Here is a 22,446-nt window from a genome sequence, read left to right on the forward strand (position 1 = left end):
TTCTTGTGGATAGTCCTGTCGATACTATGGTATTATCATATGTGGCCCAATATGCAGGTGTTGATGTCGAATCGAGGTTCTCCTTTCGGTTGGGCTGTTCAAGCGGATTGTTCTCGAGAATGGTGGAGTACATGACATGAAAGACAGGCCTTGGATATTGCAACTGATCCTTGCAACCCTTTTGGGAAGCCTTGCCTTTGCCATATTGTCATCATTCGATGCGTTTGAATTGCTGTTGCGCTTTTCCCGAGAGCATGAAGAATGGGAATTGGACGAGATCATTCTCGCTGTATGGATATTTCTGATAATAGGGATGGGGTTCGCCGTATATAATCTGTACGCGCATATTTTGAAGCAGAGACAGCAGGCCCGACAGCTCATGGAAGCAAGGGAGAAGGCTGAAGAGTTGAGTAGGTTGAAGTCAGATCTGCTTTCCATGGTGTCCCATGAGTTGCGCACCCCGCTGACCTCCATCAATGGCTTCGCCAAACTGATCCAGAAGTACAGTGTTGAAATGTCCGGGTGCATCGAATGCGGCGAAGATGTTTCCAAGAACATTGAACGCATCTGGAAGAATACCCGGATAATAATCAAGGAAGGGGACAGGCTGGCTGGCCTTGTCGATAACGTGCTTGATCTCGCGAAAATTGAATCCGGCCAGTATGAATGGGATTTTCAGCCGATATTTCTGCAGGATGTCCTTGAAAAAGGCATTGAGGCGACCCGCGATATGTTCCTTGAAAAAGGCCTCCCACTTGAAGAGAGCATCGAACCGAATCTGCCGGCCATCGTCGGAGACTTTGACAGGCTGGTTCAGGTCTGTGTCAACCTGCTGTCCAATGCCGCGAAATTTACCCAGGAGGGCCAGGTTGCCTGTCGCATGTTCCGGAAAGATGAGGATATTGTCATCCAGATTCAGGACACAGGAATGGGTGTTCCCTTTGAAGAAAGGGAAGAGATTTTCAATAAGTTCAAGCAGGTGGGAGATGTTCTGACGGACAAGCCAAAGGGGACAGGGCTGGGGTTGTCCATATGCAAAGAGATAATACGAAGACACAATGGGGAGATCTGGTGTGATCAGAATCAAGAGGCTGGAAGCCTATTCTCCTTTTCCATCCCCATCGACAGCACTCTCTCGAACCGCTAGAGATCAAAAAAAAGGCCCGCAGTGATGCGGGCCTTTCTTCTTATTCAGATTCAGTCTCACTCGTGGGCTCTTCAGCCGGAGCTTCGACCTCCACCGGAGTCTCTTCAACTTCCGGCTTGGGTTCCACCTTGGGCGGCTCCATGTAGCGGGCGAACACCAGAAAACCGGTGTGTGCAACCATGCGATCGTCCGGGCGCAGTCGGTCAGCAACGGGCTTCCAGCGACGGACGAGGATTTCGAGCACTTCGAGGTCTTCGAACGGTCCATCTTCAAGGCCGCGAAGCAGATCTGAGACCTGATTGACGGTGGGCAGCAGGAAGCCGCACATGGCGCCGGGAATGACGGCATTCGGGATGGAGTGCAGGTATTCCCACGGGGTGCGAACGTCGAGGAACAGGGCGTCTGCACCGGAGTGAAGGAAGCCGTCTTCGATGTTCTGGTTCACCTGCTCAACGCGGTGCTTGAGTCCCACGCGTTCCAGGTTCTTGCCTGCGAGCTTGAAGAAGTCAGCGCGACGTTCGTAGGTGATGACCTTGCCGGTGTCGCCCACAAACCAGGCGAGGGCGGTGGTCAGACCACCGGAGCCGGTGCCGGACTCGATGACAGTGGAGCCGGGGCCGATGCCGAGCTTCATCATGAGATAGCCGATCTCTTTGGGGTACATGATCTGGGTCTGGCGTTTCACGCCTTTGATCAGGTCATGCAGGGTCGGCTTGAGGATGAGATAGGGACGGCCGAGGTGGGTGTTGACGTACTGGCCAAAACCGGCTTCGGCTGCTTCGTCCATGAGGAGCTTGCCGTCATGGGTATGGACTTCGCCGCCTGCTTCAAGCTTGCGCAGGTAGCGTTTGCCTTTGTGGCTGATGAGAAGAATAAGTTGTCCGGGTTCGATCATGATAATTCCGGCCTCCTGGTGAAAATATGCGCCCATGCCTACGGTGGGAGGGCTGTGAAGTCAAGCAAAAGGGGTGTTACAGGGTTATGTGGGCAACGTGACAGTGATGGTCGTCATGTCCTTTTCGTCCGAAGTCTGCATGTTGATATCGCCGCCGATGGTGTTGGCGATAAGGCGCGCCGAGTATGTACCGAGGCCTGTGCCGGTGGCCTTGCCTGAAGTGACGTACTTGTCGAAAAATGTGTCGCGAATCTCTTCCGGAACAGCGCCGGGGTTAGCTATGATCAGGGTGATGTCGCCGTTGGTGGTGATGGCAATGGTAATGGTGTCGCCGAAGCTGGCGGCCTCGGCTGCATTGGACAGCAGGTTGGCGAGCAGTGACTGGAGCAGGATCGGAGTGCCGGATGTGGGCAAAGTGGATTTGGCGTTCGTGGCCAGACCGTCGATGGTCATGTAGACCGTGATGCCAAGAATCCGCAGGGTCCCTTCCAGATCGCTGAGGACCAGGCGGATCTGCTCCATGAGGTCGAGCGGTTCCGGCAGGTACTCATAGGTCCCGGCTTCCATCTTGTACATGTTGAGGGACATGCCGATCATGTCGAGGACGCGGTTGCCCTGTACCTGAATGGCTTCGAGCATCTCTCTCGCCTCGCCCTGAATGGACTCTTCCATGAGGGCCAGCGTGGAGGCGTTGATCACGCCGATGACCGGCGACTTGAGGTCGTGGCGCACGATGCGGTCCACATCTTCACGGAGCTGTTCGAGGCGCTTTTGCTCGGAGATGTCGATGAACGTCTCAAGCATATACTCCTCGCCGAGGATATGGACCTTGCTCACGGTCTTGATGGCCGGGAACTCGGTGCCGTCCTTGCGGGTAATGGATACCTCGCCGGAGAGTACCGAGACATCCTTTGGGTCGAGTCCGCCGCAGAAGGGTTCGGACTTGAGGCAGAACTTGTCGCAACTGGTGTTGCCTATGAGTTCTCCCCGGGTATAGCCGGTCATCTCCAGTGCCGCCGGGTTGATCTCTTCGATCAACAACGATTCGGTATTGACCAGATAGATGCCCAGAGGCATGGCCTTCATGAGCGTCTTGAGGCGGTGTTCGCTTTCTATGACTCGTTCCACAGCGTGCTTGCGCCCGTCGATATCGAGGATGAAGCAATAGTAATACTGCTTTTCACCTTTGGCGTCTGTCAGAACCGCGGTGTCGATCTGGACCCAGATGGGGGTGCCATCCTTGCGCTTGAAGCGGGTCTCAAGGCCAGCGACACGCGCCTCGCCTTGCATGAGTTGGAGGAGCTTCTCAAGGTCCATCTGATCGTGCCAGAAGAAACTGTGGTCTCCCTTACTCTCACTGACAGTGGCAAATTCCTCGGCAGATTCGTAGCCGAGAAGCCGGGCGAATTCGTCGTTGTATTCAGGAGGCTGGTTAAAGCCGCCGTGAACAATGCCGGCAGGGGCGTTGTCGTAGAGGAGTTTGAGACGTCGTTCGCTCTCGGCGAGCTTGTGCATGGCAGAGAACTGATCGTCGATGTCTGAGGCAAAGCCGAAGAAGTAGTAGTTGACGCCGTTGCGGTCGGCCAGGGCAGTGAAATCGAGGAGCGCCCAGAAGAGGGAGCCGTCCTTACGGATGAACTGGGTTCGGATGCCCTTGACTTCCCGCTCCTTTTTGAGCCGTTCGATGACATGTCTCAGGGAGCTCTGGTCGTTCCAGTAGAAACCTTCCGGTTTGCCTTGGGCCGTCTGTTCGAAATCATCAAGGGAGTCATAGGCGAGCATCGTGGCAAATGTGCGGTTGTGCTCCACAAGGCTGCCGCCAATAAGACCGTGTATGATGCCCATGGGGGAGTTGTCATAGATGAGGCGTCGTCCCTCTTCGGTTATCTGGAGGGCGCGTTCTTTTTTGGAGAGGGCTTTATTGTTCTCGTACCTTTCGTGCAGGTCGTCGAGTCGGAGCTTCAGGCCGATGGCGATAAGAACAAAGGCACCGAAGTAACCGATGCCTTTTTCAAAAATGACCGAAAGGGGGAACCCGCTGTTGGACAGAGTCCCCTTGAAGGCAGGGATACTGTTGATGATGCCCACGAACAATCCGAACAGCAGGCAGAGGATGCCGAGCTTGAAGAAGAGCCAGCCTTTACGGCCAAAGACCACATCATCATCCTTTCGTACGATGAGGATGAGTATGATCAGGACCGCCAGCGCGGTGAGAGTTTCGAAGACGAGGCTGAGCATGATGTTATTTCTCCGTAGAATATGCATCGTAAGCGCATCGCCGGTAATATTCCAATTATATTGTGGCGATTGGTGGGAATCGCATGAATTGGTGCGTGTGAGGACTTGCGTTTCGTGTTACGAGGGGCTACCAATGCGCGCCTCTCTTCTTGACATATTCGCTCCGGTCCTTAATAACCTGTTAATATTGCAGGCCCGCTTCGTATCCGGCATGTGGGCCAAAAGAAGGAACAACCATGGCTTACAAATACGTCTTCGGACCCGTGATGAGCGGGCGACTCGGCCGCTCCCTGGGGCTCGACCTGCTGGGCGACCGGATTTGTTCCATGGACTGTATCTATTGCGAGGTGGGAGCCACCCGCGATCTGACGCTCAAGCGCAAGCCTTACGTGCCCGCCGCAGACATCCTGGCCGAACTGGCCGCATGGAAGGATGAGGGCATGACACCGCCGGATATGGTAACGCTGGGTGGACTCGGAGAACCGTGCCTCAATTCCGATATGAGCGCGGTCATTGAAGGAGCGAGGGAGCTTTTCCCGGATACGGACATCGCGGTGCTGACCAACTCCACCCTGATGACCGATCCCGAGCTTCGCAAAGAGCTGGCCAGGGCCGATGTGATCCTGCCCAGCATGGATTCTCTGGTGGACGAGGAATTCGCCGCTGTGAACCGCCCCTGTGAAGGGGTAACGCCCGAGACTGTCGCAAACGGGCTGCTTGAATTCAAAAAGGAATTCAAGGGAAAGATATTTTTGGAAATTTTGCTGATCGAGGGAGTCAACGACAGTGACGCAAACCTCGAGAAGCTGACGGATTTTTGCAAGCGGCTCGCACCCGACCGCGTGGATGTGGTGACTTCCACCCGTCCCGGCACGGTGCGGGGAGCGCTCCCCGTTGATGGGGAGACACTGAGTCGCTGGCGCATGGAATTGGAACGGGGCAAGCGAAAGGCCTGCCCGACGGACTGCGTCCAGATCGAAGAGATCGCCCAAGAGCATCTGATTGAGCTCGTGCTGGCATCCATATCGCGCAGACCGCAGACCATTCCTCAGATGGCTGGAGCCCTGAATGTGGACCGCGAAGCGGTTCGCAAGGCTGTGGAAGCTCTCGAGGCAGAGAGCGCTGTCATCCCCCGGGAGGACCGGGGAGAGACCTACTACCACGGCACGGGCCACGTTATTGAGGAGTGATGCGCCGTGAATCAACTTTTTTTCACACGAGGTTTTTATGACCGCAGCTACCGCAAACAAGAAAAAGCGGCAGAAAATGTTCATCTCGGTATTGCCGGGTGAGCAGGTTGAAGTTGTCATAGCCGAAGAAGGCAAGGTCAACGAGTACTACGTTGAGATGGTCCATCAGGCCAAGACCAAGGGCAACATCTACAAAGGGTATATCCACAACATCGACAACGGCCTTCAGGCCGCATTCATCAACTACGGCGCCGAGCGCAACGGGTTCCTCCAGATCGACGAGGTGCACCCGGAATACTATGTAGGCAGCCCGGCCACCAAGAAGGGCCAGCGCTTCCCGCTCATGCAGAAGGTGCTCAAGCCCGGCCAGGAAGTGCTGGTGCAGGTCGTCAAGGAACCCACCGGCAAGAAGGGCGCGTTCCTGACCTCCTACCTTTCCCTGCCCGGCCGCAGCTTCGTCTACACCGTGGGCCGCTCCCAGATGGGCGTCTCCCGCAAGATCGAGAACGAGAAGGAACGTACCCGCCTCAAGAAGGCGCTGGAGTCCTTTGAGACCTCCGAAGGCGTGGGCCTCATCGCCCGCACCGCTGCCGTGGGGCAGTCCAAGGCCGCTCTGGAGCGCGATTTCAAGTACCTGAACCGTCTCTGGACCGACATTCGCTCCAATGCCCAGAGTGAAAAGGCTCCGACCATGGTCTACGAAGAGCTGGGTCTGGCAGCACGCGCCGTGCGCGACTACCTGACCTCCGACGTGACCGAAGTCTGGGTGGACGATAAGGAGACCTACGAGCAGGTTCGCCAGTTCGTGAAGCTCGCCTTCCCGCGCAAGAACAATCTGGTCAAGCTGCACGAGGACACTGACCTGTCCCTGTTGGAGCGCTTCAATCTGGTCAAGCAGGTGCAGGAGATCTACTCCCGCGAAGCCTCCATGCCTTCCGGCGGCCGTCTTGTCTTTGACGCCACCGAGGCCCTGACCGCCGTGGATATCAACTCCGGTAAGATCGGCGGCGAACGGAATTTCCAGAAGATGGCCCTCAAGACCAACGTCGAAGCCGCAAAAGAGATCGCTCGCCAGCTTCGTCTGCGCGACATCGGCGGCCAGGTGGTCATCGACTTCATCGAGATGAAGAATCCCAAGGACTGCCGCGAGGTGGAAAAGGTCATGCGCGCCGAATTGAAGAACGACCGCGCCCGCACCGACGTCAGCCGCATTTCGTCCTTCGGCCTCATGGAACTGGTTCGCCAGCGCCTCGGTTCTTCGGCCATCGCCATCTCCACCGAGCCCTGTCCCTGCTGTAAGGGCACCGGCATCCGTCGCAATCTCGAGTGGCAGGCCCTGCAGGCCCTCAAGGAGATTCACCGCGACATCCGCAAGCCCAGCGTGGAGCGTGTAGAGCACATGGCAGAGGAAGAACTCGCCATCTACCTGCTCAACAACAAACGCAAAATCCTCGCCGACATGGAAGACGAGTACGGCAAGGAAATTACCATCGACATCGATTACGAATACGACGACTAGGTCGATCTATCAGCTATGAATAAAAGGGCCGCCCGTTTTCGGGCGGCCCTTTTTTGTGGATATGTTTTTATTCCATTGGCTTTCGCACAATGAGGGTGGAGGCGATGGTCTGAATGTCGGAGATCCCATATGCGGCATGATCCGGATGTACTTGGTTGATACCAAGGGACATGTCTTTGATTTCGATATTGGATATGATCTCGAATCCAGTGTCTAGAAAGGCTTGGTACATCTCCTGTGGCCTGACAAGATTTATGTAGTCGTGGCCCTGCCCTTGCCATGTTTCTTTGGACACGAGGAGGTGTGTTTGCCTTGGCTCTCCTGGCGAAGGGCACAAGTGATCATCAAAGCCGATATAGTGCCAGCCATAGGCTCCGGGCTTCATGACCCTGAACATCTCTTGGATAGCACCATGGTAATCGCCTATATGCTCCATGACTCCGCCTGTGTATACGAAGTCGTAGTGGTTATCTTGGAATGACATTTCAGTGGCACTCATTATGTGGTGCTGGACCGCTCCCTGGAAAAAGGAAGAATGAGTATGAGTGTTGCAATCCACAACAAGTGGTCGAGGATCTTTAATGGAAATTTTGCCTCGCTCTGACCAGCGTTGGATGAGTTGATGAAAGGTTTCGATTTCTTCGTTCGAAATTGGAATCCGCAAAAGATCGATGCCGGTGTAATTGCTTATCCCAAGCTGGTTCAGAAGCAGTCCAGCCCCAAAGAGCCTGCCACATCCCACTTCAAGCATGGAAATATCTTTTTTGGCAAATAGGCTATCAACAATATTGAGTATGTCTTGGGTTCGTTTAATCCAATCTTGCACTGGCGGGGCCAGCGGAGGAATCTGGCTTGCTCCTTCGCCAGCCAACATGGTTTCATGGAAGAGGTTGTAGCCTAAGGAGTCCAATTGATTGGCCTTCCGTCTCATCTCATTAAAGTCTGGTGTGAAACTATTGGATTCATCCGGAAGAACATGAAGATAGTATGGCCAAGTATGACTTTCAGTCAGCTTTTTGAGAAAATCAGTGTTTATGATTTTGGGTAGAAAGGCATTGCTCCACATGCTGGGAGTGGTGAATGGATGAGGTTGGGACTCATGGAAATGTATCATTTGGTCAAATAGTTCTGGCTCATTGCACCAGGTCAGTAATGAACAGTCTACAATTGTTTTTGCATGTAAATGATGGGCAGCCTCAATGAGGCGCAAATTCATGTCTTGTTCACTTCCCAAAAATAATTCACACGGGTATTCATTGGCATTGAGTGCCCTGTGGAATTGATTGTCAGGAACGGCGAGAACGATATTGGAGATGGACGGTACAGCCCTCAATGTTGAAATCAGATCATGTAGTTTTTGATCGATGTTCGTATCTGACTGAATATTGGCTCTGATAATTGCTACAGTTTGATTGCCCGTCATGACGATCTCTCTTGGTTTTATCTGCTGAGGCTCAAAAGTGTTCGATGGTGTCGTGAGAAGAACATAATCGTTATCAAATTTGGTGACATTTGTATTGGTTTTATATCAAGCGATTTTTGTAGAATACATGTGAATTAAAACGGTTGTCACTCGGTGCTGCTTGTCGATGGAAGATAGGGAGAATTGTAAGAGACTTCCGGGAGAGGCCATAACAAATTAAGCCCCGCATCGGCATAGCTGATGCGGGGCTTTTTTATTAATGGCAGTTTGCTGAATTACTTCACGGTCAACAGGGCGCTGTAGAAGAACTCGCCCAGTCCGGAGTGGGGTGAGGTGGTCCATTCGGTTTCCAGAACACTGTCCGGATGCGCCTTGAGGAAGTTGGCCACGAGGCCTTCGTTCTCGTCGGGATTGAGCGTGCAGGTGATGATGGCGATCTGTCCGCCGCGCTTGACGCGCTGGGCAGCGTTTTCAAGGATTTCGGCCTGCAGTTTGGCCAGGTCGTCGAGGTCCTTGGTCTTGCGTTTCCACTTGGTGTCCGGGCGGCGCGAAAGCACGCCGAGGCCCGAGCAGGGCAGGTCCAGCAGGATGGTGCCGGGTTCATGCGGCGGCACGGCAGTGGCGGCGTTGGCTTCAAAGGTTTCAACCTCAGGCAACTCACGGCTCAGGGCGGAGAGGCGGCCCTTGTGCGGGTCAGAGGCAAAGACCTTGAGTCCGTGCTCAAGCAGGATGCGGGTCTTGCCGCCGCGTCCGGCGCAGGCGTCCCAGACGGGGCTTGCCCAGGAATCCGGGTTGAGAGCCTCAATGGCCTGACGCGCGGCAAAGGACTGGCGGGCCAGCGGCGGGACAGGTTCCTCCTCAAAGGAGGTGCCCGGCGGCAGGGCAAAGCTCATGCCTTCGATATCCATGACTTCGGGCAGGGCCGCGAGGTCGCTGAACAGTTCGTCTGCGTCGGGATGACCGTACAGGTTGATGCCCATGGCCGGCGGGGAAAGCTGTGCTTCCAGATACTGGAGAGCAGTCTCTTCACCGTAGGTGCGCCACCACAGGTCCACCATCCATTGTGGGCAGGAATACCACCGCTTCAGGAATTCGGGCAGGGAGGCGTTTTCCCGGTAAAAGTTCTTGTCGTGCGCCCGGTCTCCCAGTTCGGAGATGCGGCGGAGCACGGCGTTGAACAGGCCGGAAAGACGTGCGCCGGGTTTGGTCTTGGCGAACTCCACAGCCCAGTCCACGGAGGCGTAGGTGGGCACCTTGTTGAGGAACAGGATCTCGTAGACGGCCACGCCCATGGCGAGACGCATCTTGGGCGGCAGCTTGCCCGGGTCCTGCAGGAACCGGGAAAGAACGTAGTCGATCCTGCCCATGAGGCGGAGATAACCGTAAGAGAGTTCGGTGGCGAGGCCCACGTCGCGCGGGTCTATGTTGCCGGAGGAAAGGGCCACGTCGAGGGCGGCCTGAATGTCCTGTTTGGAAAACAGGCAACGGAAAAGTGCTTCGAGCGCCACCCGCCTCGCCGGAGGAAGGGGCTTAATGGAACGTGCTTTCATGCCGTTGGCATACGCCGACAATGGGGTTGAGGCAAGATGCAGGAGTGCAAAAATAATGGGTTGTGACAAAGGATTTCAACAAAAACAGTTGGTTCGTTCTAATATTGATTAAGTCACCGCAGGGTGATTTTTTACAATCTTGGAAAAAGGGCTTGCCTCGTTCTTATAATGTGTATAGACGGCACGCTCCTGCATTGCGGAGCTTTGTGGGGGGAGAGAAACACCTATATGAAAAAACTTGCCGTCATCCTTACGCTTTTGCTGCTGGCCGCTCTGGCGGGCGGTTGCGCCGTGGTTCCCGCGCTGGTGACCACCGGGGCTTCCATGGCTGTGCCGCAAACCGCGTCGCTGGCCATCACTGCCGCAGGCACCGTGCACAAGACCGCTCTGGTCGCTGCTGATGAGCGCGATGTGGACGACATGATGTCCGATAAAATGCTGACAATTCAGGCCGAAGCCATCCTGCTGACCGAGCCGGGTACCGACGTGGAGGCCATGTGCCTGAACGGTGACATGTATGTTGCCGGTGAGTACGACACTCCTGAGGACCGCGAGACCGTCATCAGGGAACTGGGCAGTCTCAAGGGCGTGAAGTCCGTCAAAGGCGTGCTCAAGCAGACCCCCACCAGCCTTGTGGCGCAGGTGGAACCCACCATTCGTGACAAACACGCCGAGAGCGTGATTCAGGCCGGTCTGATCAAAGAACTGCACATCAAATCCGCCAATGTGGATGTGTTCGTGGTGCAGGGCGAGGCCGTGGTCTTCGGCGTGGTCAAGGATCAAACCGAAGCCGAGCGCGTGGAGACTCTGGTGCGGGACCTGCGTCCCGGCAAGGAAGATCCGGTGAGCGTGACCTCTCTGCTGGCCTTGCAGTCGGCTCATGAGAACGGTGTGTCCCAGCCCAATGATCTGTTTGCCCTCAAGACCCGTGCGCAGATGCTGGCCGAGCGTTCCGAAAAGGTTCGCAAGGCCGCGGCTGTCGAGAACTGGCGCGATCTGGAGGAGCTGGCCTTTCTGCTCCCCGCCGAACGCACCCCGTGGCAGAAGGCGCGCCTGAAAATGAAGCATCGCATTCTGAGTACCGCGAACCGTGAGCAGGACAAACAGGCCCGCCGTGAGCTTATTACGCTCTCTTCGCAGGTGTTGAAAGATACCCATATTTCCATTGAGAGCCGTCTGGTCCGTACCCTGATCAGCACCGATAACGTTGAGGTCCGCCGCCAGGTGGAGGCCATCCTGAACGACGTGGCTCCGCATCGCGCGGAGCGTCTGCACACCCTGGCGATGAACTAACGTCTTGCGCTCCTGCCGAACATGATTATCCTATGGGATACATTCATCATCGGAGGAGCCCAATGACTGCTGACAATCATCTCATCGTCTGCCCCAATTGCCGGGCCATCAACCGCGTCATCTCCGGCCGTGAGGCCGAGGCCACCTGTGGCAAGTGCAAGAGCAAGGTGTTCGAACCCCAGCCGCTCGAGCTGGTGGGCGCCACCTTTGACCGCCATATCGCCAAGAATGAAATCCCCGTACTGGTGGATTTCTACTCCCCCAGTTGCGGCCCGTGCCTGATGATGGGCCCGCAGTTCGATGATGCCGCCAAGCAGCTGCATCCTCAGGTTCGTCTTGCCAAGATCGACACCACCATGGAACAAGCCATTGCCGGACGCTTCGGCATTCAGGCCGTGCCCACTCTGGCCCTGTTCAAGGGCGGCAAGGAAGTGGCTCGCCAGCCCGGTGCCATGAATGCCCAGCAGATTGTGTCCTGGGCCCGTCAATACATCTAACCACTCAGCACCGTGACCAGAGACATCAAGAAAATCCTGCTGCTTCGTGCCGACCGCATCGGCGACATGTTCTGCACCACTCCGGCTTTCCGCGCTCTGCGCAAGGCGTATCCCGATGCGCGCATCGATCTTCTCGCCAGCCCGGGCAACCGCGCCGTGGTGGTCAAGAATCCGGACATCGACAACCTCTACGTCTTCCCCGTGAAGCAGCCGTGGAAATGGCTCTATCATTTCCTGAAGCTTCGCTTCGCCGGGTATGATCTGGTCATCAACTTCAATGGTGAGTCCTCCACCACCTCGCGTCTGGCCAAGTTCATCAACGCGCCGCGTCTGGTGGGCACATGGACCCGCAAGACCGAGAAGTATTACCCCGAGACCGTGCGCATCACCGCGGGCATGCACACCATCGAGCACATGCTGGCCGTGACTGAAGCCGTGGGTGCGCCCAGTGACGATGTCTCCATGGTCTTTCCCGTGGCCGAGGAGTCCATTGAGTGGGCCAAGGCCCGCTATCCCCGTCGTGACACCAAAAAACGCGTGGCCATCTTCATCGGCAATGCCAAGAAGAAGGACACCCGCTGGCAGGAAGGCAAGTTCGTGGAGTTGACTGAACGCATCGTGCAGCGTGGCGATACCGAGGTCTACATCGTGGCCGGTCCCGGCGACGAGGGCTTGCTGGAAGGCTTCACATGGACCGACGAGTGCAAGCTCTATCCCGGCGGCACGCTGGAACAGCTCGGCGCGTTTCTCAAGAACTGTGATCTGTTCGTGACCAGCTCTTCCGGTCCCATGCACCTCGCCGCAGCCGTGGATGTTCCCATGGTAGCCATTCTTGCCGATTTCACCATGGAACGCTGGCGCCCCATGGCCGATATCCACAGTCTGGTGGAATCCGGACTGGAAGGCGTGACCGTCACCAACGTCGAAGTCGACGCCGTGTTTGAGGCCGTTGAAGGGATGTTGGAGAAATAGTAGACGCCGCGCTACTTCCGTAGCGTTGCATCCATGATCTTCTTATAGGTCCCGTCCGACTTCATGGCCTTGAGCTGTGAGGCGATGAGCGGGGCGAGGCCTTCCTGGCTCTTGTGCAGGTAGATGTACATGGGCCGCACAGCCAATGGCGGGTCGCATTCCTTGATGCTGTCGTGCCCGTGGTCGCGGATCATGTGCCAGCCGGCGTGGCGTTCGTACAGGCCAATATCGATACGGCCCATATCGAGCATGTCGAACATCAGATCGGGTCTGTTCAGCTTGGTAATGCTGGTTCCGTCAGGGACGTTTTTTTCGAATATTTTCCAGCCGATGAGATAGCCGACCCGCAACTTGCTCAGCGCGTCCCACGAGCGCAGACACATCTTTGTGCGGGAGAAGGCCACGAAGTTGTAGTCGATCACTTTCTCCGGCACCATCACGAGATTCTTGTATCGTTTCTCCAGTCCGGCTATGCGCGGCAGCTCCATATCGCTGGCACCATTGTTGATGGAGACAAGGGCGCGTTCAGGCGGCTGGCGCACCAATTGGAAATCCACATCCATTCGCTTGGCCAGTTCTTTTAAAAGCACGTCAAAAAAGCCCGTCTCGTCCTCAGTGGAAAAGGGGGGCTTGATGGAGGTGTTGACCCGAATGGTCTCAGCGGCGTTTCCCATGGCCGGGATAAGCAGGACCAATGCGATGATGTATGCGAGTGCTTGCTGTTTCATTGAGCGTGTTCGTGTACCGGATAACCAGTTCGCGTTCGCAGAACACATATACACTCGTGTGTTGCTTGGCTAGGGTTTATAGCCAAAAAATAACGGCCCGCTTCAATGAAACGGGCCGTTGAGATCAATTATTCATGTCTTCTCGGTCCCTTACCTGGGCCACCATTCTTTGGACGCGACGACGGGCCGGAATTGTGCATCCCGGCCCCGTTGTTTTGCCTGTTCGGGCCATTGTTCCAGCGATTCTGACCATTTTGACCGTTCTGCCGTTGCTGGCGGTTCTGCATCCGGTCCTTGAATTGCTGCTTTTGATCGGGCGACATGTTCTGCCACCGTTGCTTGATCTGCTGCTGCCGTTCCGGCGACATGCCCTGGTACTTCTGGCGGGCATTTCGCAGACGCTGCTTCTGCTGCGGCCCCAGTTGTTTATACTGCTGGAAACGCTGGCGGACGTTTTGCCGCTGCTTGGGGGACATGGACTTCCACTGCTTGAGGCGGGAGGTCGCGGTCTGGCGCTCGTTGGGCGTCATCTGGGACCAACGGTCCGCGCCCTTCTTGAGCTTGTCCTGTTTTTCGGGAGTGAATCCGTCCCACTGGTCCGCGTAGGGAGCCAGTACCTTCTGCTGCTGAGGTGTCAGGTCGTCGTAGCTCTCGGCCATAGCCGGAGTGGACGACAGGGTGATGACAACGCAGGCCATGAGCCCCAGAAGGACACGGCACAGCCCACGCATGGTGCGCTTACTGCTCATCTTGTGCCTCCTGTGTTGTCGCATTATCTGTTTCTCCATCGGTTGTTTCCAATGTCGTCAAGAAGTCCACCCACCCGGTGTCCTCATCCTCAAACTCGCCGAGGAACTCCAGCATCTCCATGCTTGGCTGCTCGTCCCCGGTCTCGTCTTGCGCGATAGCGTGCGCGGGTAGCGACAGGAGCAGCGTTGCCGCCCCGATCGCCAGAAATTTCCTCATGCTCCACCCCTTCTGCCAACCACTCGTAGAACTCCATCTCTTCGTAAAATTCGAGGGACTCTTCCCCGGCAAGGATATCCAGATCAGCCACGAACTGGTCGGTGTGCACCTGCGGCTCGCGCAGCAACATCACGCCTACCAGCACGGCGGCGGCAAGACCCACGGCCGGAGAGCCCCAGGCCAGCAGCCTGTGGCGTCTGCGCTTTTTACGCAGGCCTTCGTCAAGGGCTGCATTGCGGGCGCGGGCCAGCTTCGAGAGCGTGGCCGCGTCCAGGTCACGGACGGAATCGTCCAGCACCTGCCGCGCGTTCTCTATGAATTGCTTATCCTTGTCCATCATGGCCAATGGTCCCCAAGTTGGTCCCGCAGCGTATGCACGGCGCGGGAGTAGTGGGTTTTTACCGATCCTTCAGAGCAGCCCATGGCCTGGGCCGTCTCCGCCACACTCATCTCTTCCCAGGTGCGCAACAGGAACGCCTGCTGCTGCCGTTGGGGCAGGGTCTTGACCACCGTCTCCAGCAGTTCAAAGGCGTCCCCCACCTTGGTGGCGTGCTCCGGGTCGATTCCGTTCTCATCGGGCATGGTCTGGATGGGATCGACGTCGACCCCGTCGCTGTCCTTGTCCGAGGAGAACCACATCCGCCATTTACGGCGCACCGTCCGTTTCCGGTACAGGTCTTTGATGCGGTTGTTCAGGATGGTGTAAAAGAGCGGTTTCCACTGTTCTTTCGGCTTTGTGGCATATTTGTCCACAAACTTGAACATGGCATCCTGCACGAGATCAAGAGCATCATCCGGATGGCTGCATTGCATCAGCGCCATCCGGTATGCTTTTCCTTCGATGGATTTCAGGAACGATTCCATGTTCAAAGTCCCAAAAGAACAGTTTGAGAGTTATCATATCGGGGCCCGACCCGTTCGGGCCCCCAAATAATCTGGCTAATAATTTTGAGCGTTTCCACGTCTGGAGCCGCCACTTCCGGCGGTTCCACTGGTGCTGCTGTTGATGCAAGAGCCCTGCCTCATCTGACGGCTATTATTCCCACGAGCGCCCTGGCGAGCCTGGCTCTGACGTCCTTGATTTTGTCCGTTGTACGCCCTTTGTCCGGACTGGTCACCCCAGTTGCATCGTTGGCCGTTGTTTCTGGCGTAGAGTTGTCCGCTGCTTCGGTTGTTTTGAAACCCGTTAGGGTTGATGCTCCCGGTATAACCTTGCCGGGCACTTTGGCGACTATTGGCTCGGCGGTCCATGCGATTGTCGATGCGTTGACCCTGCCTGTCCATGCGGTTGTTGATGCGTTCGCCCTTGTTGTCGAGCTGTGCATTGATGCGATCACCCTTGTTGTCCAGCCGCTGGTCGATTCGATCGCCCTTGGTATCCAGATATTCGGCTCGCTTGTAGTTGCCGTTTTCTGCCGCCTGTTCGGCCATGGCGTCATACCGGTCATTGATGCGGTCGCCTCTGACATCCAGATCATGGTCGATGCGGTTGCCTTTGATGTCCAGATTGTTTTCGATCCGGTCTCCCTGGATGTCATACCAGTTCTCGATTTGGTCGCCGGGATCGGCCTGTGCTGATGTGGCGAGCAATATCAGAGCCAGAAATACGATCATGGTTAAGGACTTCATTTCAATCTCCTCTGTGTAAGAAGGTTTCTGCGCGCGTATATTGAGTGAAACGCCTTGCGTCATCTCCGGTTGACAGGGAAATGAAAGAAAAAGGAGACCGCCCCGGAAACCCGGAGCGGTCATGGGCGGGTGGAGCCCGTTATGAGGAAACAGGGATGGCCGTCGCCGCCCCTTAATCCAAATGTTAGTGATACTTATGCCAGTGGCGGGCAACGTACGCTTTGTGGGCGGCAACCTTGGCTGCATGGCGTACCTCGTGCCGTTCGATTTTGACGGCGCGGGCGGCCGCAGCAGCGTCCATAGCCGCCTCGATGCGGTCTCCCTTGGCATCCAGCGCGATGGCTTGGGCAATGTTGCCGTTCAGCGCAGCGGCCACGGCCAGCTTGTCATAGTAGTTGTTGATCCGGTCACCGGGATCGGCAATAGCGCAGGTTGCGGTCAGGAGCAGCGCAAAAACGGTGCTGAGAAACATGGTGGTCTTCATAATCTATTCTCCTTGTGCAGTGGATTTTCATGCATCGTTACTCCCTTCAAACGGCGGGTTTTGCCATCGGTTGACCGGGAAAAATGAAAAATACGCAACCCAACGGAGACATGGCTTGCTCCATTTCTCTGGATGGCCTAGTTTACCGGCATGACTCTCTCCCGCCGCACATTTATCTCGTCCATGGCAGGCCTCGCGGCCATGCTGACAACAGGCGTTCCTGCGCTGGGCGCCCCGCAGCTGTATGCCGTGAAGGGGACGGTCATCTCCGGTGACGGGACACCGCCACTTGTTGATTATGCGCTGCTGGTGGACGGCGACCGCATCAGTGATATCGTGCCGGTCAACATGGTTGGGGACAGGGAGATCATTGGGCCGGACAAAGGTTTCATCCTTCCGGGCATCATCAATTGCCATTGCCACCGAATTCACGACAATGAGGAGCGGCGGGAGCGTTACCTGCGCCACGGCGTCACCTCCATCGGTGATGTCGCCTCTCCGCTGAAGGCGGTGCCGGAACTGCTGCAATCTCCCTCGGGAATCACTGCCACCGCTGCCTGCACAGGCCCCTTACTGTGCCCGCCGGGCGGGTATCCGTTGCCCGTGCACAGTTCAGAACACGGCATGATCATTACTTCGCCAAAAGAGGGGCGAGAAGCGGTGCAGCGGTTGGCTGATCTCGGTGCGGGCATGGTCAAGATCGCCTTTGAGCCGGGCGTGCTCGACAAGCAGTGGCCCATGTTCGACGCAGTTACGGCTGGAGCCATCTGTGACGAAGCGCGGAAGCAGGGGTTGATTGTCCGTTGCCATGTGGAGGATTTCGCCGGGCTGGAGCCAGCTCTTAACGCGGGCGTGCATACCGTGGAGCATGTGCCGCACCGTTGGCGACACGAGGGCCTGCCACGCCCGGTTCTGGATGAGGGTGGTGTGATCCCGCAATACCGACGGCTGCTGGATCGCATGGTGAACGATGGCATTATCCTCACACCGACGTTGGACGTGTTCTCCCGGTCCATGTGGGAAGGGCCGCAGTTGTATGAGCCGGTACGATATTTCTTGGAGCAGGGCGGCACCGTGGCGCTGGGCAATGATCATCCCTACCGGCGGACATCGGCCGGAATGCCGCTCAATGAGATGCGGCTCCTCGGCAAGGCCGGGCTTTCAGAGATGCAGATTGTTACAGCGGGAACATTCCACAGCGCCATGGCATGCGGCTTCTATGATCGGGGACTGCTGGAACCGGGCATGAAGGCGGACGTGCTGGTGGTCGCGGAAAATCCGCTGACGGATCTGGCCGCACTGGGGCGGCCTTCATTGGTCATCAAAGACGGAATGGTCGTGGACCTGGCGGGTTAATCGCATGCCCCGTTGGACCGGGTCGGGAAGGAGACTTCCACGGTCGTGCCATTCTCGGCATCACTTTTCATATTGATGAATCCGCCCTGGGTTTCGGCGATGAGGCGCGCAGAGTAGGTGCCGAGTCCGGTGCCGAATTTCTTGCCCGAGGTGGCATACTTCTCGAAAAATGTGTCGCGAATATCTTCCGGTACTTCGGCCCGATTATGGACCCGGACGGTGGTGTTCTCTTTGTCCTGACGGCAATCCACGGTGACCGTGTCGCCCTTGTCCGAGGCCTCCACCGCGTTCTTGATCAGGTTGGACAGCATGGAGTGGGTGAGCAGCTCTTCCCCGCGTACAACCATGCACTCGCCGTCCGAAGCCGAGGTGCCGTCGCGCAAGACATTGATTTCCACTTTGAGGCTTCGGGTGGCTCCGGCCAGGTCGCGCAGCACGTTCTGGATGACGCGCATGATGTTCAGGTCTTCTGGTGAGAATTCGTAGGACCCTTCCTCCATCTTGAAGATGTCCAGCGAGAGGTTGACCATGCGGAGCAGGCGGTGGGCCGATTCTTCCATGTCCGCCAGCATGAGGGATTGCTCTTCCGTGATGTTCTCTGCCTTGCGCAGGGAGCGGGGTACCCAGATGAAGGACATGATGGGCGACTTGAGGTCGTGGCGCACAATGCGCTCCACATCCTTTTCCAGCCTCTCCAGTCGTTTGCGCTCGGTGATGTCATCCTTGACCACCACGAAGTTGACGATGTGCCCGTTGGGATCACGGACCGAGGAAATGGAACACCGTTCCCACAGAATATCGCCTGAGCGGGTCCGGTTGCGGATTTCCCCGTGCCAGTCCCTGCCCTCACGTACCTGCTTCCAGATGCGGTCGTACAGATCGTCCTCGTCCGCCTGAAGGAAACCGAGCTTGCGACCAAGGATATCCTTTTCCGTATAGCCGCTCTTGGTGCAGAAATATGGGTTTACGGAAATGATGCGGCCTGCCGTGTCCAGCATGGCGATGGAGACGGGCGATTGTTCCACAGCATGGGTCATCTGGCGCAGGGAGACCTCTGTCTCGCGCCATTTTGTCACGTCCATGGAAATGCCGCACACGCCGAGAGTCCGGCCCTCGGCATTGACGAGGGGGAACTTGGAGGAGGTCCAGTGCTCGATGCCGCTCTCCAGGACGAGGGTCACTTCTTCGAAAAATGGTTTGCCGGTCTGGACCACCCGGGTATCTCCGCTGCGGAATTGCTCGGCGATGTTATTGCGGAACAGGCCGTAGTCGGTCTTACCGAGCACCTCGTGGGCGGGGCGGCCAGTGTATTCCATGAAGCGGGGATTGCCGAAGAGATACCGACCGTCCACATCCTTGGCGTAGATGGTGGCAGGGCAGTTCTCCATGAAGGAGTCGATGAATTTGTTGCGGTCCTTGAGGGCCTGCACGGTCTCCTTGAGGCCGGTGATATCGCGGTTACTCGCCCGCCGTCCCATGGGGTCGCCCTTGTCGTCATACACCACCTGTGAGACGTGCCCAATCCAGCGCACTTCGCCGGAGCGGGTGACGATGCGGAAATCAAAGGAGAGGGTGTCGGTGGAGTGCAACCCGTCGATAAGCGCGTTGTGGACATAGTCCCGGTCCATGGGATGGATGATGCTGTTGAACAGCAGGTCCGGGTCAGCCTTGAGTTCCTCTGGCCGGTATCCGGTCATGCGCTCGAAAGAGGGCGATACATAGAGAAATGTGCCTTCCGGACCGAGCCAGAATTCCCAGTCATGGGTGAAGTCCGCGATGGTGCGGTACCGCTCTTCGCGTTCCAGCAGCTTTTTTTCGACTCGCTTGCGCTGGGTTATGTCCCAGCAGAGTCCCATGACGCATATGCAATCTTCATTGCCATCTTCGCACGGTGCGTGACGCATATTCAGGGAAAACCATCGCCATGAGTCGTCGGCCACCTGCCAACGGAAGTCGCATCGGCTCGCGCCTTCCTTTTCCAGGCGGCGGAACTGCGAACCCACCCGGCCGATGTCGTCGGGATGGATACGGGACAGCCACAGCTCGGGTTCACGATAGTACCGTTCGGCGGGATAGCCGGTCATGCGTTCCACTGTGGCGCCGATATACAGGAGTTCGTAGCTACCACTCTTGCGCATGGAAAAAGGTACCAAGTTCATGGAGGAGAGCACGGAATTCTGCATGGCCTCGCTCTTCTCGGCCACGGTCTGGACGTCCATCATGTCCGTGACGTCGCGCACGAACGAGCAGAGCATGTCACGCCCTTCGAGGGTCATGGGGACGGAGTAGACTTCGACATTGCGCAGCCTGCCGTCCTTGAGCCGGTGGGTGAACAGGAATCGGCTTCGCTGGCGGTCCCGTACCTGTTTCATGAGCGGGGCCACTTCCTCGAGGGGCATGATGTTGATGTCCGAGACGTTGAGGGAGGTCATCTCTTCACGGGTGTATCCGTACAGCTCGGTGGCAGCCAGATTGACCCAGCGGATATCACCATTGGACGGATCAAGGTAAAACACGGCGTGACGGTGATGCTCGAAGACATCGTTGCCTAACTGCTCCGCGCTATCCGGCGCGATCCGTTGTTCCAATTCGCGGATTCGCGCTCTGGCTTCGGCCAGCTCTTTTTCAAGCGCTTCCGTGGATTTGGTATGGTCGTTGTCCATGTAGATGCCCGTTCTCCGCTGATGATAGAGGGGAAAATCCAGCCCTATCAAAATCGCAGAAAAAGCGGATCAGCGCAAGGTGAAGACGGATATTCCCTGTATCACTTGCGTAACGATTTCTTCTTTAAAGGGAATAGAGCACGTAATTGACCAGAAAATGAACCACGACAGCAGGCCAGATGGACCGGGTGACCAGCGTGGCAGGTACGAATAACAGCCCGTAAACAAAGGCATCTGTCAGGGTATGTACCGACAGCGACCAGTGCATGAGGGAGAAGAGCAGGGCCGACACCACCGCGGATGTGGTTGTGCCCCATCGCCGCAACAGGACGGTCAAGGTGAGTCCACGGCAGACCACTTCTTCGCTGATACCCACCAGCACCAGCCCTACGCTGGCATCAAAGGCGAACAGGGGGGATTCCGGGTCAATGGGGACGCCGCCCAGCGAACCCTTGGGCCAGCCCGGGATGACGAATTCCGAGATCCACAGGTAGACCATGGCTGCCAGCGCGGTTCCCGTAGTCCATAACAGGCCATCCGTCACATTGGGCAGGCGCACCATGAGGGCATCGGCAGACACGCTCCCGCGCCGCCACATGACAAGAAGGAAGCCCAGAATGGCGAGGCGCACTCCGTAGTCGATAGCCACCCACGTCGTGTAGTCCGTGACCCATATGTTAGCGAAGTCGTTCAGGTAATAGGGAAGGTAGGCCAGCACGAGAATCCATGTAATCCGCATCCGTTCCTCCTTCCGTATTCATTCAGGTCGTTAAAAATCAGACCAGCTTTCGGTAGAGTTTTATGTAGTCCGCCACCATGCGTTTTGCCGAGAATCGCCGCTGTCCCATGGAGAATGCGGTTCGTCCCAGATCGCGGGCCACACCCGGCGAGGTGAGCATCTCGATGCCCGCCTCTATCAGCGCGGCTTCGTTTTCCGGTTCGATCAGGACGCCGGTCTCGCGGTCGGTTATCTGTTCCGGTATGCCGCCCACGCCATAGGCTACCACAGGCAGGGCCTGGCTCATGGCCTCCAGCACCACCAGCGAGTGGTTGTCCGCCATGGTCGGATACAGCAGCACATCTGCCGCAGACATGAGCAGGGCCAGTCGGTCGCGCTCCACATAGGGCCAGATGACCAGATCGCCGTCGCGCCCGGCCGTGTCGCCACCCACCGCAAAGCACAGCGCCTCAGGAACCTGCGCCTTGACCTGTTCCCAGATCCTGCGCCATGCGCTGCCCGATTTGTATGCCGCGCTCGTGCCGCCATGGGCCACGAACAGGACCACCCTGGCTGACGGATTGATGCCCAGTTGTCGGCGGGCCTCTGATTTCTTCGGCGGGGCTTCCGGCCACGGAATGCCATTGGGAATGATCTTCACCTCTCGGAACAGGTGCATCTTGGCCAGTTTCGCCAGCCATCTTGATGGTGCCACCAGCACCGGGTCCAGTCGCTGGATCAATTCATGTTTGAGTTTCCGAAGCTCTTCGGAGTCAGGAAATTTGCGCGGACAAGGGTTGGCGCAGTCGGCATCCACCACGCTGCAGCCCAGCGGATAGGGGCAGCCGCCCGTGAACAATTCGCAATCGTGCAGTGTAATCACGCAGCTTGCTTTTTTCGGCACCGAAGCCAGCAGGGCGGGCCAGTTCCCGGTACAATGGATATGTGCCATGGCAGCCCGGGGCAGATATCGGCCAAAGTCATCCGGCAGGATCGCAGCCGTGTCCGGGCCTTCGCCCAGTTCAAAACTCAGGTTGCATTCCACGTTGTGTTCTTTCAGGCCGTCTATGAGCAGACGCGCCACGCGCGTCGCGCCGCCGCTCGATTCCAGTCCGGTGTGGTGATATATCGCTTCAGGTAACGGCATGTATTCCTTTTATTTGATGCCTCCGGCGGCC

Annotated in this window: 20 protein-coding genes; 7 read left to right on the top strand and 13 right to left on the bottom strand. The window is 57.0% G+C overall.

Going from position 1 to position 22,446, the window contains the following annotated elements; all coding sequences use genetic code 11:
* The first annotated feature begins 136 nt into the window (after positions 1 to 136).
* Entirely contained in the window at positions 137 to 1,147 is a 1,011-nt protein-coding gene (locus HFN16_RS06730; RefSeq protein ID WP_168890023.1) for a HAMP domain-containing sensor histidine kinase, read from the top strand.
* Positions 1,148 to 1,187: 40 nt separating this feature from the next.
* On the opposite strand, the gene HFN16_RS06735 is transcribed toward HFN16_RS06730, so the two are convergent.
* Together HFN16_RS06735 and HFN16_RS06740 are read right to left on the bottom strand one after the other, a co-directional pair.
* On the bottom strand, positions 1,188 to 2,042 hold the full coding sequence (locus tag HFN16_RS06735) for a tRNA (adenine-N1)-methyltransferase (protein WP_168890024.1): 855 nt from the start codon (positions 2,040 to 2,042) through the stop codon (positions 1,188 to 1,190).
* A gap of 84 nt (positions 2,043 to 2,126) precedes the next feature.
* A complete protein-coding gene (locus HFN16_RS06740) occupies positions 2,127 to 4,280 on the bottom strand; it encodes a PAS domain-containing sensor histidine kinase (RefSeq protein ID WP_168890025.1) in 2,154 nt (717 codons plus the stop codon).
* Between the two features lie 236 nt (positions 4,281 to 4,516).
* Here HFN16_RS06740 and HFN16_RS06745 point away from each other — a divergent pair, with 236 nt between their 5' ends.
* Both HFN16_RS06745 and HFN16_RS06750 read left to right on the top strand, forming a co-directional pair.
* Positions 4,517 to 5,470 (top strand): radical SAM protein, encoded by a 954-nt coding sequence (locus HFN16_RS06745; protein ID WP_168890026.1) that lies wholly within the window; start codon positions 4,517 to 4,519, stop codon positions 5,468 to 5,470.
* A 37-nt stretch (positions 5,471 to 5,507) separates the two neighbouring features.
* On the top strand, positions 5,508 to 6,989 hold the full coding sequence (locus tag HFN16_RS06750) for an Rne/Rng family ribonuclease (protein WP_168890027.1): 1,482 nt from the start codon (positions 5,508 to 5,510) through the stop codon (positions 6,987 to 6,989).
* Positions 6,990 to 7,056: 67 nt separating this feature from the next.
* Here the strand turns inward: HFN16_RS06750 and HFN16_RS06755 are convergent, their stop codons facing one another.
* Together HFN16_RS06755 and HFN16_RS06760 are read right to left on the bottom strand one after the other, a co-directional pair.
* Entirely contained in the window at positions 7,057 to 8,412 is a 1,356-nt protein-coding gene (locus HFN16_RS06755) for a methyltransferase domain-containing protein (RefSeq protein WP_168890028.1), read from the bottom strand.
* A gap of 275 nt (positions 8,413 to 8,687) precedes the next feature.
* Complete coding sequence (locus tag HFN16_RS06760) at positions 8,688 to 9,920, bottom strand: transcription antitermination factor NusB (RefSeq protein WP_247648465.1); 1,233 nt, start codon at positions 9,918 to 9,920, stop codon at positions 8,688 to 8,690.
* A gap of 270 nt (positions 9,921 to 10,190) precedes the next feature.
* On the opposite strand from HFN16_RS06760, the gene HFN16_RS06765 reads away from it, so the two are divergent.
* From HFN16_RS06765 to HFN16_RS06775, 3 genes are all read left to right on the top strand, one after another.
* Positions 10,191 to 11,255, top strand: coding sequence for a BON domain-containing protein (locus tag HFN16_RS06765; protein WP_168890030.1), 1,065 nt, complete (start codon positions 10,191 to 10,193; stop codon positions 11,253 to 11,255).
* A 62-nt stretch (positions 11,256 to 11,317) separates the two neighbouring features.
* Entirely contained in the window at positions 11,318 to 11,752 is a 435-nt protein-coding gene (locus HFN16_RS06770) for a thioredoxin domain-containing protein (protein WP_168890031.1), read from the top strand.
* A gap of 12 nt (positions 11,753 to 11,764) precedes the next feature.
* The gene (locus tag HFN16_RS06775) at positions 11,765 to 12,724 is read left to right on the top strand and encodes a glycosyltransferase family 9 protein (protein WP_168890032.1); all 960 of its coding nucleotides are present in this window, start codon (positions 11,765 to 11,767) and stop codon (positions 12,722 to 12,724) included.
* Positions 12,725 to 12,735: 11 nt separating this feature from the next.
* On the opposite strand, the gene HFN16_RS06780 is transcribed toward HFN16_RS06775, so the two are convergent.
* From HFN16_RS06780 to HFN16_RS06805, 6 genes are all read right to left on the bottom strand, one after another.
* Positions 12,736 to 13,452, bottom strand: coding sequence for a transporter substrate-binding domain-containing protein (locus HFN16_RS06780; RefSeq protein ID WP_168890033.1), 717 nt, complete (start codon positions 13,450 to 13,452; stop codon positions 12,736 to 12,738).
* A 128-nt stretch (positions 13,453 to 13,580) separates the two neighbouring features.
* A complete protein-coding gene (locus tag HFN16_RS06785; protein ID WP_168890034.1) occupies positions 13,581 to 14,201 on the bottom strand; it encodes a DUF3106 domain-containing protein in 621 nt (206 codons plus the stop codon).
* An 89-nt stretch (positions 14,202 to 14,290) separates the two neighbouring features.
* Complete coding sequence (locus tag HFN16_RS06790) at positions 14,291 to 14,758, bottom strand: hypothetical protein (RefSeq protein WP_168890035.1); 468 nt, start codon at positions 14,756 to 14,758, stop codon at positions 14,291 to 14,293.
* Positions 14,755 to 15,282 (bottom strand): RNA polymerase sigma factor, encoded by a 528-nt coding sequence (locus HFN16_RS06795; RefSeq protein ID WP_168890036.1) that lies wholly within the window; start codon positions 15,280 to 15,282, stop codon positions 14,755 to 14,757. The genes HFN16_RS06790 and HFN16_RS06795 overlap by 4 nt, the downstream gene beginning before the upstream one ends.
* Before the next feature lie 75 nt (positions 15,283 to 15,357).
* Entirely contained in the window at positions 15,358 to 16,047 is a 690-nt protein-coding gene (locus HFN16_RS18830) for a hypothetical protein (protein ID WP_210772241.1), read from the bottom strand.
* A gap of 184 nt (positions 16,048 to 16,231) precedes the next feature.
* On the bottom strand, positions 16,232 to 16,519 hold the full coding sequence (locus HFN16_RS06805) for a hypothetical protein (RefSeq protein WP_168890037.1): 288 nt from the start codon (positions 16,517 to 16,519) through the stop codon (positions 16,232 to 16,234).
* A gap of 162 nt (positions 16,520 to 16,681) precedes the next feature.
* Between HFN16_RS06805 and HFN16_RS06810 the strand changes: the two genes are divergently transcribed.
* Positions 16,682 to 17,887: an amidohydrolase family protein gene (locus HFN16_RS06810; RefSeq protein WP_168890038.1), complete on the top strand. Its 1,206-nt coding sequence runs from the start codon at positions 16,682 to 16,684 to the stop codon at positions 17,885 to 17,887.
* On the opposite strand, the gene HFN16_RS06815 is transcribed toward HFN16_RS06810, so the two are convergent.
* The 3 genes from HFN16_RS06815 to HFN16_RS06825 all read right to left on the bottom strand — a co-directional run bounded on the left by HFN16_RS06815 (position 17,884) and on the right by HFN16_RS06825 (position 22,415).
* Entirely contained in the window at positions 17,884 to 20,550 is a 2,667-nt protein-coding gene (locus tag HFN16_RS06815) for a PAS domain-containing sensor histidine kinase (RefSeq protein WP_168890039.1), read from the bottom strand. The genes HFN16_RS06810 and HFN16_RS06815 overlap by 4 nt on opposite strands.
* 124 nt (positions 20,551 to 20,674) lie before the next feature.
* On the bottom strand, positions 20,675 to 21,289 hold the full coding sequence (locus tag HFN16_RS06820) for a CPBP family intramembrane glutamic endopeptidase (RefSeq protein WP_168890040.1): 615 nt from the start codon (positions 21,287 to 21,289) through the stop codon (positions 20,675 to 20,677).
* A 37-nt stretch (positions 21,290 to 21,326) separates the two neighbouring features.
* Entirely contained in the window at positions 21,327 to 22,415 is a 1,089-nt protein-coding gene (locus HFN16_RS06825; RefSeq protein ID WP_168890041.1) for a glycosyltransferase, read from the bottom strand.
* Positions 22,416 to 22,446: the final 31 nt, after the last annotated feature.

It is taken from the genome of Pseudodesulfovibrio sp. zrk46, assembly GCF_012516435.1.
Classification (GTDB): domain Bacteria; phylum Desulfobacterota; class Desulfovibrionia; order Desulfovibrionales; family Desulfovibrionaceae; genus Pseudodesulfovibrio.

What these genes read in the sequence shown, in the direction of transcription:
- HFN16_RS06820 (WP_168890040.1), bottom strand. Translation starts at nt 21,289, where the DNA reads ATGCGGATTACATGGATTCTCGTGCTGGCCTACCTTCCCTATTACCTG.
- HFN16_RS06825 (WP_168890041.1), bottom strand. Translation starts at nt 22,415, where the DNA reads ATGCCGTTACCTGAAGCGATATATCACCACACCGGACTGGAATCGAGC.
- HFN16_RS06785 (WP_168890034.1), bottom strand. Translation starts at nt 14,201, where the DNA reads ATGAGCAGTAAGCGCACCATGCGTGGGCTGTGCCGTGTCCTTCTGGGG.
- HFN16_RS06795 (WP_168890036.1), bottom strand. Translation starts at nt 15,282, where the DNA reads ATGGAATCGTTCCTGAAATCCATCGAAGGAAAAGCATACCGGATGGCG.
- HFN16_RS06755 (WP_168890028.1), bottom strand. Translation starts at nt 8,412, where the DNA reads ATGACGGGCAATCAAACTGTAGCAATTATCAGAGCCAATATTCAGTCA.
- HFN16_RS06735 (WP_168890024.1), bottom strand. Translation starts at nt 2,042, where the DNA reads ATGATCGAACCCGGACAACTTATTCTTCTCATCAGCCACAAAGGCAAA.
- HFN16_RS06790 (WP_168890035.1), bottom strand. Translation starts at nt 14,758, where the DNA reads ATGATGGACAAGGATAAGCAATTCATAGAGAACGCGCGGCAGGTGCTG.
- HFN16_RS06810 (WP_168890038.1), top strand. Translation starts at nt 16,682, where the DNA reads ATGACTCTCTCCCGCCGCACATTTATCTCGTCCATGGCAGGCCTCGCG.
- HFN16_RS06770 (WP_168890031.1), top strand. Translation starts at nt 11,318, where the DNA reads ATGACTGCTGACAATCATCTCATCGTCTGCCCCAATTGCCGGGCCATC.
- HFN16_RS18830 (WP_210772241.1), bottom strand. Translation starts at nt 16,047, where the DNA reads ATGAAGTCCTTAACCATGATCGTATTTCTGGCTCTGATATTGCTCGCC.
- HFN16_RS06750 (WP_168890027.1), top strand. Translation starts at nt 5,508, where the DNA reads ATGACCGCAGCTACCGCAAACAAGAAAAAGCGGCAGAAAATGTTCATC.
- HFN16_RS06815 (WP_168890039.1), bottom strand. Translation starts at nt 20,550, where the DNA reads ATGGACAACGACCATACCAAATCCACGGAAGCGCTTGAAAAAGAGCTG.
- HFN16_RS06745 (WP_168890026.1), top strand. Translation starts at nt 4,517, where the DNA reads ATGGCTTACAAATACGTCTTCGGACCCGTGATGAGCGGGCGACTCGGC.
- HFN16_RS06780 (WP_168890033.1), bottom strand. Translation starts at nt 13,452, where the DNA reads ATGAAACAGCAAGCACTCGCATACATCATCGCATTGGTCCTGCTTATC.
- HFN16_RS06740 (WP_168890025.1), bottom strand. Translation starts at nt 4,280, where the DNA reads ATGCTCAGCCTCGTCTTCGAAACTCTCACCGCGCTGGCGGTCCTGATC.
- HFN16_RS06805 (WP_168890037.1), bottom strand. Translation starts at nt 16,519, where the DNA reads ATGTTTCTCAGCACCGTTTTTGCGCTGCTCCTGACCGCAACCTGCGCT.
- HFN16_RS06730 (WP_168890023.1), top strand. Translation starts at nt 137, where the DNA reads ATGAAAGACAGGCCTTGGATATTGCAACTGATCCTTGCAACCCTTTTG.
- HFN16_RS06765 (WP_168890030.1), top strand. Translation starts at nt 10,191, where the DNA reads ATGAAAAAACTTGCCGTCATCCTTACGCTTTTGCTGCTGGCCGCTCTG.